9 protein-coding genes and 1 pseudogene are annotated in these 14,721 nt (G+C 72.5%); 6 read left to right on the forward strand and 4 right to left on the reverse strand.

The features are described from left to right. Positions 1-5: 5 nt before the first annotated feature. The 5 genes from SM757_RS29175 (at position 6) to SM757_RS29195 (ending at position 7,920) form a co-directional block, all read left to right on the forward strand. The gene (locus SM757_RS29175; protein WP_322468050.1) at positions 6-398 is read left to right on the forward strand and encodes a c-type cytochrome; all 393 of its coding nucleotides are present in this window, start codon (positions 6-8) and stop codon (positions 396-398) included. Positions 399-731: 333 nt separating this feature from the next. Beyond that, entirely contained in the window at positions 732-2,030 is a 1,299-nt protein-coding gene (locus tag SM757_RS29180; protein WP_322468051.1) for a TolC family protein, read from the forward strand. An 8-nt stretch (positions 2,031-2,038) separates the two neighbouring features. Beyond that, positions 2,039-3,175 (forward strand): efflux RND transporter periplasmic adaptor subunit, encoded by a 1,137-nt coding sequence (locus SM757_RS29185; protein ID WP_322468052.1) that lies wholly within the window; start codon positions 2,039-2,041, stop codon positions 3,173-3,175. Then, positions 3,172-6,279, forward strand: a complete 3,108-nt coding sequence (locus SM757_RS29190; RefSeq protein WP_322468053.1) for an efflux RND transporter permease subunit — start codon at positions 3,172-3,174, stop codon at positions 6,277-6,279. Before SM757_RS29185 ends, SM757_RS29190 begins: the two co-directional genes overlap by 4 nt. Positions 6,280-6,345: 66 nt before the next feature. Continuing rightward, positions 6,346-7,920, forward strand: coding sequence for a bifunctional aminoglycoside phosphotransferase/ATP-binding protein (locus SM757_RS29195; RefSeq protein ID WP_322468054.1), 1,575 nt, complete (start codon positions 6,346-6,348; stop codon positions 7,918-7,920). Between the two features lie 19 nt (positions 7,921-7,939). Here SM757_RS29195 and SM757_RS29200 read toward each other — a convergent pair whose 3' ends face one another. From SM757_RS29200 to SM757_RS29215, 4 genes are all read right to left on the reverse strand, one after another. After that, positions 7,940-10,297, reverse strand: a complete 2,358-nt coding sequence (locus tag SM757_RS29200) for a heavy metal translocating P-type ATPase (protein WP_322468055.1) — start codon at positions 10,295-10,297, stop codon at positions 7,940-7,942. A 69-nt stretch (positions 10,298-10,366) separates the two neighbouring features. Beyond that, positions 10,367-12,511 (reverse strand): putative bifunctional diguanylate cyclase/phosphodiesterase, encoded by a 2,145-nt coding sequence (locus tag SM757_RS29205; protein ID WP_322468056.1) that lies wholly within the window; start codon positions 12,509-12,511, stop codon positions 10,367-10,369. Positions 12,512-12,520: 9 nt separating this feature from the next. After that, entirely contained in the window at positions 12,521-12,703 is a 183-nt protein-coding gene (locus SM757_RS29210; RefSeq protein WP_066336863.1) for a hypothetical protein, read from the reverse strand. A 576-nt stretch (positions 12,704-13,279) separates the two neighbouring features. Next, on the reverse strand, positions 13,280-14,146 hold the full coding sequence (locus tag SM757_RS29215) for a hypothetical protein (RefSeq protein ID WP_322468057.1): 867 nt from the start codon (positions 14,144-14,146) through the stop codon (positions 13,280-13,282). Positions 14,147-14,331: 185 nt separating this feature from the next. On the opposite strand from SM757_RS29215, the pseudogene SM757_RS29220 reads away from it, so the two are divergent. Then, positions 14,332-14,721: pseudogene (locus SM757_RS29220) on the forward strand (hypothetical protein); the annotation flags it as partial.

The raw sequence follows: 14,721 nt of genomic DNA on the forward strand, positions 1-14,721 counted from the left end.
TGCACATGCAACACACCCTCTTGCGCGCACTGGGCCTGGCGCTGGCCGCCGCGGCGCTGCTGGCGGCACGCCCAAGCCTGGCGCAGCCGGCGGGCGACGCGGCGCTGGGCAGCGACGTCTTCTCCACGCATTGCGCCGAATGCCACAGCGTCAAGGACGGGCGCAACAAGAAGGGCCCCTCGCTCTTCGGCGTGGCCGGGCGCCAGGCCGCCGCCGTGCCCGGCTTCAGCTACTCCGACGCCATGAAGGCCAGCGGCTGGAGCTGGACGCCGCAGCGGCTGGACGCCTACATCACCCTGCCCAAGCAGGCGCTGCCCGGCGGCAAGATGAAGTACGACGGCCTGGCCGACGCCAAGGCCCGCGCCGACCTGCTGGCCTACCTGGCCACGCTCAAGTAAGGCGCTCCGGCTCCCGCCGCCTTCAGGCGGGCTCGCGGGCCGCGGCAGCTTCCTGCCGCGGCCCTGTCGCGTGCGCAACCATGGCGGCGTCCCGGCCGCTGCCGCGCGGCACCAGGCCGTGTACGGGCGCCCGCAGGACTTCGCAGGCGTTCCCACGCCATGGGCTGCGGGCCTGTTGCCGTTGGCATTGATAGAAGCTTGCAAGCTCGCTTGCCTAGCATGCCGCTGCAACGTCGAAGCGACCATTTGTGTCGTTCGTGAAAAAGGCCCATCTCGCGGGCGTTTTTCGCCTGCAGCAGTACGGCGTTGCCGCGATGACGGCGTTGAGCGAACATGTCCAGAAACCCTGTTTTACTTTTGCTGCTGGCTGGCCCGGCGCTGTCCGCGCTGGCTTGTCCAGCCCTGGCGCCCCAGGCCGCCGCCGCGCTCACGCCTGCCGCGGTGGCCGAGCGCGTGCCGCTGTGCCACCCCGACGTGCTGGCGGCCGAGCGCGCCCTGGGCGGCGCGGCGGCCGACGTCGTCACCGCCGGCCAGCGTCCCAACCCCACGCTGGGCCTGGGTGCCGGCAACCTGGGCCGCAACATGGGTGCGGGCTCGCTTTGGAACAAGGCCTTCGACCACCAGGTGCGCGTGGACCAGCTCGTGGAGCGCGGCGGCAAGCCGCGGCTGCGCGTGGCCACCGCGCAGGCCCAGCGCGACGCCGCCACGGCCGATGTGTTTGAAGCCCGCCGCCAGGCCACGGCCGCCACGCTGCGCACCTTTCACGACCTGGCCGCCGCGCTGGCGCGGCGCGAGGAGCTGGCCGCCTCGGTGGCCCTCAATGACAGCTCGCTGCAAGCGTTCGAGCAGCGCGTGAAGAGCGGCGACGCCGCGCCGCTGGACGCCACGCGCTTTCGCCTGGACGCGCTGCGCGTGCAGGCCGACCTCGTGCAGGCCGACACCGACGCGCGCACGTTGCGCCAGCAACTGGCGCTGGCCCTGGGCGCGCCGGAGCAGGCGCAGGCCATCGTGCCGCGCGCGCAGGCGCCTGCACAGCCGGCCGCGCCGCAGCCCGTGCCGCTGGAGCGCCTCCCCGCCGTCGCCGCCGCGCAGTCACGGCTGGCGGCCGCGCAGCAGGCGCTGGCGCTGGCGCTGGCGCGCGCGCAGGCCACGCGCGACGTGGGCGTGGGCGTGCAGCTCGACCGCTACCCGGTCACCTCCACCAACTCCAGCGGCACGGGCAACACCGTCTCCGTGTTCGTGAGCGTGCCGCTGCTGTTCAACCACGCCTACGAGGGCGAGATCGGCCGCGCCCAGGCCGACGTGGACAGCGCCGCGCAAGCCCTGGAGCGCGCCCGCGCCGAGGCGCAGGACGAAGCCACCCGCGCCCTGGCGCAGTGGCAGGCCGCGCAATCGCGCCGCCGCCTGGTCAGCGACGAGCTGCTGCCCGCGGCGCAGCGCGTGGCGCAGGGCGCCGAGCTGTCCTACCAGCGCGGCGCCAGCGGCGTGCTGGACGTGCTCGACGCGCGGCGCTCGCTGCGCGCGGCGCAGATCGAGCGCATCAACGCCGAGGCCGAGGCGGCCAAGGCCCTGGTGGACTTGCAGGCCGTCTCGCAGGCGGCGGCAATGGCCAACGGTTCCGTTCTTCCCTGAGTCCGACCATGAAGTTCAAGCTCACCGCGACCTGCCAAAGCCTGGCGGGCGCATTCCTGGTGGCCGCCGCGCTGGCGGGCTGCGGCAAGCACGAGGCGCCTGCCGCCGAGCCCCTGCCGGTGGTGGCCGACGGCGTCGTGGTCTTCCCCGGCGAGCAGGACCCGCCGGGGCTGCGCATCGTCAGCGTCGAGGCCGACACGCACCGCGCGCTCACCGTGCCCGGCCGCATGGGCTGGGACGAAGACCGCACCGTGCGCGTGTGGTCGCCCTTTGCCGGCCGCATCGAGCGGCTGCGCGCCACCGTGAGCCAGGCCGTCAAGCGCGGCGACGCGCTGGCCGACGTGGCCTCCGGCGACGTGGGCCAGGCCCAGGCCGACGACCAGAAGGCCCAGGCCGACCTGCGCCTGGCCCAGGGCGCCGTCCAGCGCGCCCGCGAGCTGGGCACGGCCGGCATCATGTCCGCCAAGGACGTGCAGCAGGCCGAGGCCGACCTCGCCCGCGGCCAGGCCGAGGCCGGCCGCGCCCATGCACGGTTGGCCCAGTACGGCGTGGCCGCGCAGTCGGTCAACCAGTCGCTCACGCTGTCCGCGCCGCTGGGCGGCGTGGTGGTGGAGCGCAACGCCAACCCCGGCACCGAGGTGCGGCCGGACGTGCAGGGACCGCCGCTGTTCGTCATCAGCGACCCCACCTCGCTGTGGGTGACGCTGGACGTGGACGAAACCCGCCTGGCCCCTTTCAAGCCCGGCGCCACCGTGGCGCTGCGCGCCGCGGCCTGGCCGGACGAGCAGTTCACCGCCGCCGTGGTGAACGTCGGCGAGTCGGTTGACGCCGCAACGCGTACCGTGAAAGTACGCGCCCGCGTGGCCAACCCCGAGCGCAAGCTCAAGGCGGAGATGTTCGTCAACGCCGTCATCGAGCAGCCCGGCGCCCAGCCGCAACTGCCTGCCGACGCCGTGTTCCTGCGCGGCAACCAGACCTACGCCTTCGTCCAGCAGGCGCCGGGCCGCTACGAGCGCCGCGAGGTGCAGGTGCGCAGCGCCGGCCCGCAGTCGGTGACGGTGCTGGGCGGGCTGCAGGCCGGTGAGCAGGTCGTCCTGGGCGGCGGCCTCTACCTCAACCAGCTCATGGACGCCGCCCAGCCATGAACCGCTTCGTCCAATTCGCACTCAAGCAGTCGCTGATGGTGTGGCTGGCGCTGGCCGTGTTCGTGGGCGCGGGCGCCATCGCCTTCAAGAACCTGCCGGTGGAAGCCTTCCCCGACGTGTCGGACACGCAGGTCAACGTCATCGCGCTGTACCCGGGCCGGGCCGCCGAGGAGGTGGAAAAGCAGGTCACCATCCCCGTGGAGATCGCGCTCACGGGCATCCCGCACACGGTGCGCCTGTTCTCGCACACGCAGTACGGGCTGATGTTCTCCATGGTCACGTTCGACGACAAGACCACGGACCAGCTTGCGCGCCAGCAGATCCTGGAGCGGCTGCGCTCGGTGGACCTGCCCCCGGGCGTGGAGACCGAGGTGCCCCCGCCCTCGACGGCCATCGGCGAGATCCTGCGCTTTCGCCTGCGCGGCGACGGCTACACGCCGCGCGAGCTGCGCGAGCTGCAGGACTGGGTGGTGGAGAAGGCGCTGCGCCAGGTCGGCGGCGTGGCCGACCTCGTGACCATGGGCGGCTCCGTCAAGCAGTACGAGGTCAACCCCGACCTGCAGCGCCTGCGCGACCACAAGCTGGGCCTGCAGGACTTGTTCGCCGCGCTGCAGCGCGCCAACGCCAACGCCGGCGGCGGCGCCATGACGCAGGGCCGGCAGCAGTTCCTGGTGCGCTCGCTGGGCAGTTTCACGTCCTCCGCCGACATCGAGCAGGTGGTGGTGGGCGAGCACGACGGCGCGCCCGTGCTGGTGCGCGACGTGGCCGACGTGCGCGTGGGCCAGCAGCCCCCGCAAGGCCTGGTGGGCCAGGACGACGCCGACGACATCGTCAACGGCATCGTGCTCATGCGCAAAGGCGAGAACCCCTCCACGGTGCTGGACGGCGTGCACGCCAAGATCGAGGAGCTCAACACCCGCATCCTGCCCAAGGGCGTGCAGATCGAGCCCTACTACGACCGCAGCTGGCTCATCGGCAAAACGCTGCACACGGTGTTCCACAACCTCACCGAAGGCGCGCTGCTGGTGATGTTCGTGCTCTTCGTGTTCCTGCAGAACCTGCGTGCCGCGGCCATCGTGGCGGCGGTGATCCCGCTGTCGCTGCTGGCCACCTTCCTGGGCCTGACCTTCGTGGGCATCCCGGCCAACCTGCTCTCGCTCGGGGCCATGGACTTCGGGATCATCGTGGACGGCGCGGTGATCGTGGTGGAGAACATTTTCAGACGGCTGGGCGAGCTCAACGAGCACCAGATGAAGAGCAAGGCCGAGCGTTTGAAAGCCGTCACGCGGGCAACCATAGAGGTGGGCCGTCCGACCCTGTTCTCCATGGTCATCATCATCGCGGCCCATTTGCCCATCTTCACGTTGCAGCGCCACGAGGGCCGCATCTTCTCGCCCATGGCGTGGAGCGTGACCTCGGCGCTGGTGGGCTCGCTGGTGCTGGCGCTCTCGCTGGTGCCGCTGCTGTGCCTGCTGCTGCTCAAGAAGCAGGTGCCGCACGAGGACAACGCGCTCGTAAGGGGGTGCAAGAAGGTCTACACCCCGGCGCTGGAATGGGCGCTGCACCGGCCCAAGCGCGTGCTGGGCATGGCGCTGACCACGCTGGCCGCGGCGCTGGCCCTGGGCGCGGCGCTGGGCTCGGAGTTCCTGCCCGAGCTGGACGAGGGGACCATCTGGGTGAGCACGGACCTGCCGCCCTCGGTGTCGCCGGAAGAAGCGCAGCAGATCTCCCGAAAGCTGCGCGCCAATCTGCGCCAGGTGCCCGAGGTGCGCACCGTGGTGAGCAAGGTGGGCCGCCCGGACGACGGCACCGACCCCAAGATCTTCAACGGCTTCGAGGCCTTCGTGGACCTGAAGCCTGACGACCAATGGCGCTCGGGGCTCACCAAGTCCGCGCTGCTGGCCCAGTTGGGCCAGGCCGTGTCGCAGGTGCCGGGGCTGGAGGCGGGCATTTCGCAGCCCATACGCGACAACGTGCTGGAGAGCATCTCGCAGATCAAGGGCCAGATCGTGGTCAAGATCAAGGGCCCCAACCTGGACGAGCTTGGCCGCGTGGCCGGCAAGGTGGAGGCCATCGCCCGCGGCACGCCCGGCGTGGTGCGCAGCTTCGTGGACCGCGAGGGCCAGTTGCCGCAGGTGAAGATAGACATCGACCGCGCGGCCGCGGCCCGCTACGGCATCAACGTGGGCGACATCCAGGACGTGATCGAGGCCGCGCTGGCCGGCAAGGGCACTTCCGACCTGTGGGAAGGCGAGCGCCACTTCGCGGTCATGGTCCGCCTGGCGCCGCAGTACCGCAACCTCGACGCCCTGGGCGACGTGCTGGTGACCGCGCCCAACGGCGCGCAGATTCCGCTGTCGCGGCTGGCGCACATCACGCAGACCAGCGGCGCCATGAACATCGCCCGCGAGAACGGCTCGCGCGTGGCCGCCATCGGCATCTTCATACGCGACCGCGACATGGGCTCGGTGGTGGCCGACCTGCAGGCGCGGGCCGCCCAGGAGATCCAGTTGCCCGCGGGCTACGAGATCGTCTGGTCCGGCGAGTTCGAGAACCAGCAGCGCGCCATGGCGCGGCTGTCGTGGGTGGTGCCGCTGTCCATCCTGGTCATCTTCCTGCTGCTGTTCGATGCCTTCAAGTCGTTCAACAACGCGCTGCTGATCGTGGCCAACATCCCGTTCGCGTTGATCGGCGGCATCCTGGCGCTGGCGATCACGGGCATCCCGCTGTCGGTGTCGGCGGCCATCGGCTTCATCGCGCTCTTTGGGCAGGCCGTGCTCAACGGCGTGGTGATGGTGACCTACTACAACCAGCTTCGCGCGCAGGGCATGGGGCTGGTGGAGGCGGTGCTGCAGGGCAGCCTCACGCGGCTGCGCACGGTGCTGATGACGGCGCTGCTGGCCATGCTGGGCCTGTTCCCCATGGCGCTGTCGCATGCCATCGGCGCGGAGACGCAGCGCCCGCTGGCGGTGGTGGTGATCGGCGGCCTGGTCTCGGCCACGGTGCTGACGCTGCTGGTGCTGCCCACCATCTACACCTGGATGGCACGGCGCGAGGAGAAGAAGGGCATCAAGCCCGTGCTGGCGGCCCACGGCGGGCATTGAGCGCGCAAGGCCGGCCGCTGCGCGCGGCCGGCCTTGTGGGCGACGGGCGCCGCGCATACTGCGCGCATGGATGACGACGCCCCGCCGCCCGCGCTGAACCCCGAACCGCTGCGCGCGCAACTGCAGCGGCTCACCGGCGCGCCGGTGGCGCTGCTGCAGACGCACATCTCCTGGGTGCTGCTCACCGCGCACCTGGCCTTCAAGCTGAAGAAGCCCGTGCGGCTGCCCTTCGTGGATTTCAGCACCGCGGCCCGCCGCAAGCAGGCCTGCCTGGACGAGCTGCGGCTGAACCGCCGCCTGGCCGCGTCGCTCTACCTGGGCGTGCTGCCCGTGCGCGGCACGCCGGATGCGCCACGCCTGGGTGGCGGCGCTCCGGTGCTGGACCACGCCGTGGTCATGCGCCGCTTTCCCGACGGCGCGCTGATGTCCGAGCGCCTGTGCGCGGGCCAACTGCTGCCGCGCCACGTCGAGTGCCTGGCCGAACGCCTGGCGGACTTCCATCGCGGCGCCGCCGTGGCCGCGGCCGACGGCCCCTTTGGCCAGCCCGCGGGCGCGTGCGAGGCGGCCTTGACGGTGCTGGACCAGCTCGACGATGCCCTGGGCGTCGACGCCCGGCTGCAGGCCCTGCGCGCCTGGGTCCGCCGGCAAGGTGAAAACCTGGCGCCCGTGCTGCGGCGGCGGCTTGATGCCGGCGCCGTGCGCGAGGGCCACGGCGACCTGCACCTGGCCAACCTCATCGTCCTGGGCGAAGGCGAGCGGGAGGAGGCCACCGCCTTCGACTGCATCGAATTCGACCCCGCGCTGCGTTGGGCCGACGTGATGGCCGACATCGCCTTCACCACCATGGACTTGCAGGCCCATGGCCGCGCGGACCTGGCCTTCCGCTTCCTGGACGTGTACTTGCAGCGCGGCGGCGACTACGCCGGCACCCGCGTGCTGCGCTTCTTCCAGGTCTACAGGGCGCTGGTGCGCGCGCTCGTGGCGGCGCTGTCCCCGCCCACGTCCTCCGCGCAGTCCGCACCGTCCGGCCCGCGGCCGGACTACCTGGCCTGCGCCCAGGCGCTGGTCGCAGCCGGCCGCGCGCCGCGCCTGCTGATCACCTACGGCCTGTCGGGCAGCGGCAAGTCCACGCTGGCCCAGGCGCTGGCGGCGCAGGCCGGGGCGGTGCGCGTGCGCTCGGACGTGGAGCGCAAGCGCCTCTTTGGCCTGCAGGCGCTGCAGCGCTCGGCGGCGCTTGGGCTGGACCTCTACACGCCGCAGGCGGGCCGGCGCACGTTCGAGCACCTGCTGGCGTGCGCGCGCGAGGCGCTGTTGGGCGGCTTTGCGGTGATCGTGGACGCCGCGTTCCTCAGCCGCGAGCACCGGCGGCTGTTCGAGCACCTGGCCTGGCAGTTGGGCGTGCCCTTCGGCATCCTGGCCTGCGGTGCCGATGCAGCCACCCTGCGCGAGCGCGTGGCCGCGCGCGACGCGGCCGGCAGCGACCCGTCCGAGGCCGGCGTGGCGGTGCTGGAAAAGCAGCTCGCAACGGCCGAGCCGCTGGAGGCCGCGGAGCGCGCCTGCGCCATGGAAGTCCTGACGGACCAGCCGGTGGACGTGCCGGCACTGGCCGCGCGCTGGCTGGCGCAGCCGCCGGCCGCCTGAAAGCCGATTGACAGCGCCCTCAGGGGCGCGATGTGAACCCCTTGCCGTCCAGCAGCCGCAGCCCGTTGGCCACCACCAGCAGGCTCGCGCCCATGTCGGCGAACACCGCCATCCACATCGTGGCGCTGCCGGCCACGGCGAAGCCGAGGAACACGGCCTTGATGCCCAGCGCCAGCGCCACGTTCTGCCACAGCACGGCCGTCATGCGGCGCGACAGCCGGATGAGCGCGGGCAGGCGGCGCAGGTCGTCGTTCATCACCACCACGTCGGCCGCCTCCATGGCGATGTCGGTGCCCGCGCCGCCCATGGCGATGCCGATGTCCGCGCGCGCCAGCGCCGGCGCGTCGTTGATGCCGTCGCCGGCCATGGCCGTGGGCCCGAGCCGCTGCTGCAGCGCCTCTATGGCGCGCAGTTTTTCTTCCGGCAGCAGGGGGGCCTGCACTTCGGTGATGCCCACCTCGGCGGCCACCGCGCGCGCCGTGGCCGTGTTGTCGCCGCTCAGCAGCACGGGCACCACGCCCATCGCGCGCAGCGCGGCCACGGCCTCGGCGGACTCGGCGCGCAGCGTATCGGCCACGGCAAAGAGGGCCAGCACCTGCCGCTCGTCGGCCAGCAGCGCCACCGTGCGGCCGGCGGCCTCGTGGCGCTGCAGCTCGGCCTCCAGCGCCGCATCGCACAGGCCGCGCTCGTGCACCAGGCCGTGGTTGCCCAGCACCAGGGCGCGGCCGTCCACCAGCGCCTGCACGCCGCGGCCGGTGAGGGCCTCGAAGCGCTCCACGGGCAGCGGCGGCGTACCGGCCGGCGCATCGGCCAGCGCCGCGGCGATGGCCTGCGAGACGGGGTGGTCGGAGCGGCCCGCCAGGCTCGCGGCGCAGCGCAGCGCCAGGGCCTCGTCGCCCGCGAGCACGCGCTGCTCGACCAGGCGCGGGCGCCCGGCGGTGAGCGTGCCCGTCTTGTCCAGCGCCACGGCGCGCAGCCGCCGCGCCTGCTCCAGGTAGGCGCCGCCCTTGACCAGCACGCCCGCCCGCGCCGCGGCGGCCAGGGCGCTGACCACCGTCACCGGCGTGGAGATCACCAGCGCGCAGGGGCAGGCGATGACGAGCAGCACCAACGCGCGGTACACGGCCTGCGCCCAGCTCCAGTCCAGCAGCGTGGGCGCGAGCAGCGCCACGCCCAGCGCCAGCGCGAACACGGCCGGCGTGTAGGCGGCGGCAAAGCGGTCCACCAGGCGCTGCATGGGCGCGCGGGTGGACTGCGCCTGCTCCACGGCGTGGATGATGCGGGCCAGCGTGCTGTCCGAGGCCGCGGCCATCACGCGCAGCTCCAGCTCCTGCGTGCCGTTGACCGTGCCGGCGAACAGCGCGTCGCCGGGGCGCTTGTCCACCGGCAGGCTCTCGCCGGTGACGCTGGCCTGGTCCACCGTGCCCTGGCCGGCCGTGACCACGCCGTCCAGCGGGATGCGCTCGCCCGGGCGCACGCGCACGCGTGCCTGCAGCGGCACCTGCTCCACCGGCTGCGCCTGCCAGCGGCCGTCGGCCTGCTGCACCAGCGCCTCGGCCGGCGCCAGCGCCATGAGCTTCTGGATGGCGTTGCGCGCGCGGTCCACGGAGCGCGCCTCTATGAGCTCGGCGATGGCGTAGAGCGCCATCACCATGGCGGCTTCGGGCCACTGGCCGATGACGAAGGCCCCGGCCACCGCCACCGCCATCAGCGCGTTGATGTTGAGCTTCAGGCGCAGCAGCGCCTTGAAGCCCTTGCGGAAGGTGTCCACGCCGGCCAGGGCGATGGCGCCCAGCGCCACGGCCATGCCCAGCAGCCGCAGCGCCGTGGAGCCCTCGCCCAACAGGTGCAGCCCTTCGGCGACGGTGGCCAGGGCCAGCGCGGCGCCCAGCCGCACGAGGCCGGGCTGCAGGCCGTGGTCGTGGCCATGCCCGTGGCCGTGGTCATGCCCATGTTCTTGCGCGTGCCCAGGGGCGTGGTCGTGGGAGTGGGCCTGGGCGTGGCCCGTGGCCGCCTGGCCGGCGCCCGCGCGGCCGGGCGTGACGTCGGTGGCCGCGTAGCCCGCGGCGCCTATGGCCTGCAGTGCCGTGGGCATCACCTCGGCCGGGGCGCTGATGGCCAGGGTGCGGGCGGTGAGCTGAAAGCGCAGTGCCCTGATGCCGGCCACGCCGGCCAAGGCGCGGCGGATGTCGGCCTCCTCGACGGCGCAGTCCATGTCCGGGATGCGCAGCAGCGTGGCACCGGGCGGGGGCGGCAGCTCGGCGGGCGTGCCGCGGGGCCGGCGCTGCAGGGTGACGACGGGTGCGGCTGCGCCGGCGGAGCCGCACCCGCAGGCGGCGTCGGAACAGGAGCTGGTCTGCTTGTCGTCGGTGCTCATGGCGGCCTGGAAATCAAGGGATTACCCGCCATTGGACACCGCGCGGGCTGCGCCCGTGGCCGCTGCGGTTTAAGAGACCGCCGCGCCTGCCGGGGCCGCCTGCGTTGGCTGCCACGGCGACTCGGCGTTCCAGCTTTTCAAGGGCACCGGCCTGCCCGTGAAGTAGCCCTGCGCATAGTCGATGCCGATGGCGCGCAGCTCGTCCAGGATGGCCTCGTTCTCGACCCATTCGGCCACCGTGCGCATGTCGAAGGCGGCGGCCACGTGGTGTATGGATTCCACGATGGCGCGGTGCCGCGGGTCGCGGTGCAGATCCTTGACGAAGCCGCCGTCTATCTTGAGCACGTCGGCCTTGAGCAGGTGCAGGTAGGCGAAGGACGACATGCCCGCGCCGAAGTCGTCCAGCGCGAAGCGCGCGCCCAGCGCGCGCAACTGCGCGATGACGGCCTGCGCGGCCTCCAGGTTGCCGATGGCCGCCGTCTCCGTGATCTCGAAGCACAGCCGGCGCGCGTCCACGCGGCTGCGCTTGATGTTGGTGACGGCCTCGTCGAGGAAGGCCAGGTCGCCCAGGGACTGGCCGGAGACGTTGATGGAGCAGTGCACGGAGGGCGTGCGCTGCATCCAGTCCAGGGTCTTGCGCAGCACCATGCGGTCCAGCGCGCTCATGAGCTGGTAGCGCTCGGCCGCGGGAATGAACAGCGCCGGCGAGACGAGCTGGCCGTCGTCGTCGCGCAGGCGCAGCAGGATTTCGCCGTACTTGACGCGGCTGGCCCCCGGCGCCGTGGCCACGATGGGCTGGTAGAGCAGCTCGAAGCGGTCCTGCGCCAGCGCCTGCTGCAGCCGCGGGACCCAGTGCATCTCGCCGTGGCGCGCCTGCACGAGGGTGTCGGCCGAGGTGAAGAACTGCACCCGGTTGCGCCCGGCCTCCTTGGCCGCGTGGCAGGCGATGTCGGCATGGATCAGGGCCATGGAGGCCGGCTCGCCCGGGCCGGGCAGCTGCGCCACGCCCATGCTGGCGGTCACGCGGTGGGTACCGCCTTCCCAGTGGAAGTGATGGTCCTGTATGCGCTTGCGCAGCGCCTGGGCGCGCTGCACGGCCTCGCCGGCCGAGCAGCCCTTGAGCAGCATGCCGAACTCGTCGCCGCCCAGCCGCGCCAACAGGTCGTCCTTGCGCAGGCCGTCACGCAGCAGTTGCGCCAGCTCGCGCAGCAGCAAGTCGCCCGCGGCGTGGCCCAGCGTGTCGTTGATGAGCTTGAACTGGTCGATGTCGAGGTAGCACAGCAGGTAGCCCGGCCAGCCCTGGGCTGCGGCGCAGCGGGCCAGCGCCTGCTCGAACTCCTGCCGGTTGAGCAGCCCGGTGAGCATGTCGTGGCGCAGGGCATGGGCCGCGTGCTCGGCCAGGCGGTGCTGCTCGCTCACGTCGCGGCAGACCCAGATCGCGCCCGTGCAGCGGCCCCGCGCGTCGTGGATGGGCGCCACCGTGTCGCTGATGGGGCACAGCGTGCCGTCGTGCGCGCGCAGCAGGCTGGCACGCGTTTCCTGCTGCGCCTCCGGCAGGAACAGGCACTGCACCACCGGGCAGGGCCGCGGCTGCTGGTCGTCGGCCCACAGCAGCCTGACCACCTCGGCGAAGGGCCGCTCCACCACCTCGCGCGCATCCACGCGCAGCAGCGCCGCGGCGGCCGGGTTCAGCAGCTTGACCTGCCCATTGGCGTCCACGGTCACCACCGCGTCGGCCATGGACTCCAGCGTCACGCGCAACTGCTCGCGCTGTTCGCGCAGCTCGTCCAGGGCCCGCTCGGCGCGCTCCTGCGTGGCCACCAGCATCTGCTCGTAGCGCCGCGTGGCGCTGGCGTTGAAAGCGGTCACGCTGATGAGCGCGTCCTGGCTGCCGGCGCCTTCGAGGTGCTGCGCGTTGAGCAGCACCGGCAGCGCCTGGCCGCCCGCCGTCGTCAGCTCCAGGGACACCTCGTTGGCAAAGCCCTGCAATGCGAGCAAGGGCACGACGTGGGAGCTGTAGAAGACGCGGCTGCCCGGCGTGAGCAGCTCCGTGAGCCGCAGCCGCTGCTCGATGTGCTGCGGGGGGCATCCCAGCCATTGGGCGAACAGCCGGTTGGCGCGGACGATGAGGCTGTCGGCGCCCAGCAGCAGGTGGCCGCAGGGGAGGTCTTCGTACAGCGGGGTCTGGCCTGAGGTGCCTGGTTGGGTGGACATGCGAAACGCTCAGGCGTCAATGGCCAGTGGGTCGGTGAATCGGCGGATCAGGCGGACGGTTTGCGCCGGTGCGCTCAGGTGCGGGCAGTGGCCCGTGGCCTGCATGATGGCCGGCTCGCCGCGCGGCAGATGGGCCTGCAGGCAGCGGCCGGCGCCGGAGCGCCGGACATTGAGATGGACGAGTGCGGACACAAAAAAACTACCGATGTGCCTATTTATCGACGCGATTCACAGCGAACGGTGCTGTGAATCGCCCCTTTCATGGTTGTAACGGATGCGTACATGGGCGACTGACGCCTTGCTGACTGTTGCGCTGCCCTGGCCTACACGCCGGCGCGCCCCGAAATATTGTTGAGATTGTGGCGCCGGGAATTTGGCGAAACCGAGTTCTTGGCTGGAAATGCAGTATTCAGGCAAAAAAGTACCGCCTGTCCAGCATTTGGAGATGGGGCTTTGCTCTGCCGCAAAAACTGGTCTTGGCTCCAGCGGCGATGAGGGTTTGAATCAGGGGCTAAGCCGGCGCGCAACCAGTGGGAAGCAGTGGTTCGCTTCAAGCAGGCAAACCTCGTTTATTGAAGTTTCCCCGGGTAGCCAGGGAATTTCGCTGCCCTGTCGGCGGCTGAGTAAGTTTGGAAATTCAATCCGGCAGCGGGGCGATGCCCATCCGGCGCGCACGCAAGCGCTGAAGGCAAGTATCGAAACATTTCAAGCCGACATAAGCCTGACGCCGCGAAGCCATTGCGGCCATGGGCTGTCGCGGCCTGGTACTCACGGCGCGGGCGCTCCCACGCAGGCCGCGGCCTGGCGCTGCAGCCGCTCCACGGCCAGGGCCGGCAGCAGCCAGCTTGAGCCGTAGCGCAGGCCGTCCGGGTGCAGGGCCAGGATGCGCAGGGCGGGCTCGGTGCTGTCGCGGGCCACGCCACCCAGGTCCGCGCGCAGCGTGGCCAGGGCCTGTGCCAGGCGGGATTCGGCCAGCGCCGCCGCGGCCTGGGCCTGCGCCGGGCGCTGCGGCTGCAGCCAGGGCCATCGCGCCGCCGGGGCCGGCGCCTGGCACAGCGGGCGGCGCGGCTCGTGCGCGTCGCCTGCGGGCACGGCGCAGCCCGCCACCGGCTGCGCCATGGCCAGTTGCAGCGTGTCCGGGGCGCGCTGGTGCGGCGCCGGGCATTTCCCGTTCACCGGGGCGGTCGGCGCCTCGTCGGCGCGCACCAGCAGCAACTGCGGCAGCAGGTGCGCGCGCAGCCAGGCCAGCCGCGCCTCGCCCAAGGCCGCGCAGTGCGGCCAGCCCTCGCGGCCGGCCGCGTTGCCGGAGAGGCAGTGCGAGAGTCCCTGCAGCAGGTCCAGCATGGCCTGCGCGCCGCCGGGGTCGGCACTGCCGCCGTCGCCCAGGTGGCCGCATACCGGGCCGGGCGGATCGTGGGCGCGGGGCGCGTCGCTGGCGGCTTCTTCGGCGGAGCTGGCGCTGCGGTCGCGGCAGCGCTCGTGCGAGCCCCGCAGCGCGCCCGGCGGATGCAGTGGTGCCGCGCGCGGCGTTGTGCGCGGCCGTGCCCAAGGGCAGGTCCAGGCCGGTGAGGCCCAACTGGTCGTGCGCGCCGGGGAAGTCCGTCCAGGCGATGCGCAAGTCGCTGGCGATGGCACGCTCGCCCGTCTCCAGCCACTGCGCCTGCAGCAGCAGGTAGGGCAGGTGGTCGCCGGGGTAGGACAGCGCCTGGCGGCGCGACTCCATCAGCCCAAGCCGCAACCCCGGGCTGGCCGACTCCAGCGCCTGCTCGAACCAGGCCGCGCGCGAGAGCACGCCGCAGCCCGGCAGGCCGCACCAGCGCGTGGGCAGCAGCCAGGCCAGCGCGCCCTCGAACAGCCCGGCCGACAGCAGCGGCGACTGCAGGTCCGCGCGCGCGAAGTCGAGCACGCAGTCCTCGTCGATGTGGCCGTCCACGGCGCACGCCCGCGTGAGCGCCGCGCCCACGCCCGCGCCGCCCGCGCCGGTGATGGCGAAGGTGCGGCGCAGCCATTGCGAGTCGCGCTGGTTGAGCTGCTGCAGCGCCAGTGCCGTCCAGGCCGCGGCGCGCAGGCCCGCGCCGTCGCCGGCGGCCAGGTACACGCGCAGCGCGCCTTGCGCGTCCAGCGCCAGCGGCGGCGTGCAGGCGGGGTCGTCCGCGGCGTCGGCGTCGACGCCGGTGCCGGCGGAGGTGGCCGCCGCGCCGTCGCGGCCG

The organism is Azohydromonas lata (assembly GCF_034427735.1).
GTDB classification, from domain to species: domain Bacteria; phylum Pseudomonadota; class Gammaproteobacteria; order Burkholderiales; family Burkholderiaceae_C; genus Azohydromonas; species Azohydromonas lata.

Excerpts from the sequence above, each read along its gene's own strand:
- SM757_RS29175 (WP_322468050.1), top strand. The coding sequence starts at position 6 with ATGCAACACACCCTCTTGCGCGCACTGGGCCTGGCGCTGGCCGCCGCG.
- SM757_RS29200 (WP_322468055.1), bottom strand. The coding sequence starts at position 10,297 with ATGAGCACCGACGACAAGCAGACCAGCTCCTGTTCCGACGCCGCCTGC.
- SM757_RS29190 (WP_322468053.1), top strand. The coding sequence starts at position 3,172 with ATGAACCGCTTCGTCCAATTCGCACTCAAGCAGTCGCTGATGGTGTGG.
- SM757_RS29185 (WP_322468052.1), top strand. The coding sequence starts at position 2,039 with ATGAAGTTCAAGCTCACCGCGACCTGCCAAAGCCTGGCGGGCGCATTC.
- SM757_RS29180 (WP_322468051.1), top strand. The coding sequence starts at position 732 with ATGTCCAGAAACCCTGTTTTACTTTTGCTGCTGGCTGGCCCGGCGCTG.
- SM757_RS29195 (WP_322468054.1), top strand. The coding sequence starts at position 6,346 with ATGGATGACGACGCCCCGCCGCCCGCGCTGAACCCCGAACCGCTGCGC.
- SM757_RS29205 (WP_322468056.1), bottom strand. The coding sequence starts at position 12,511 with ATGTCCACCCAACCAGGCACCTCAGGCCAGACCCCGCTGTACGAAGAC.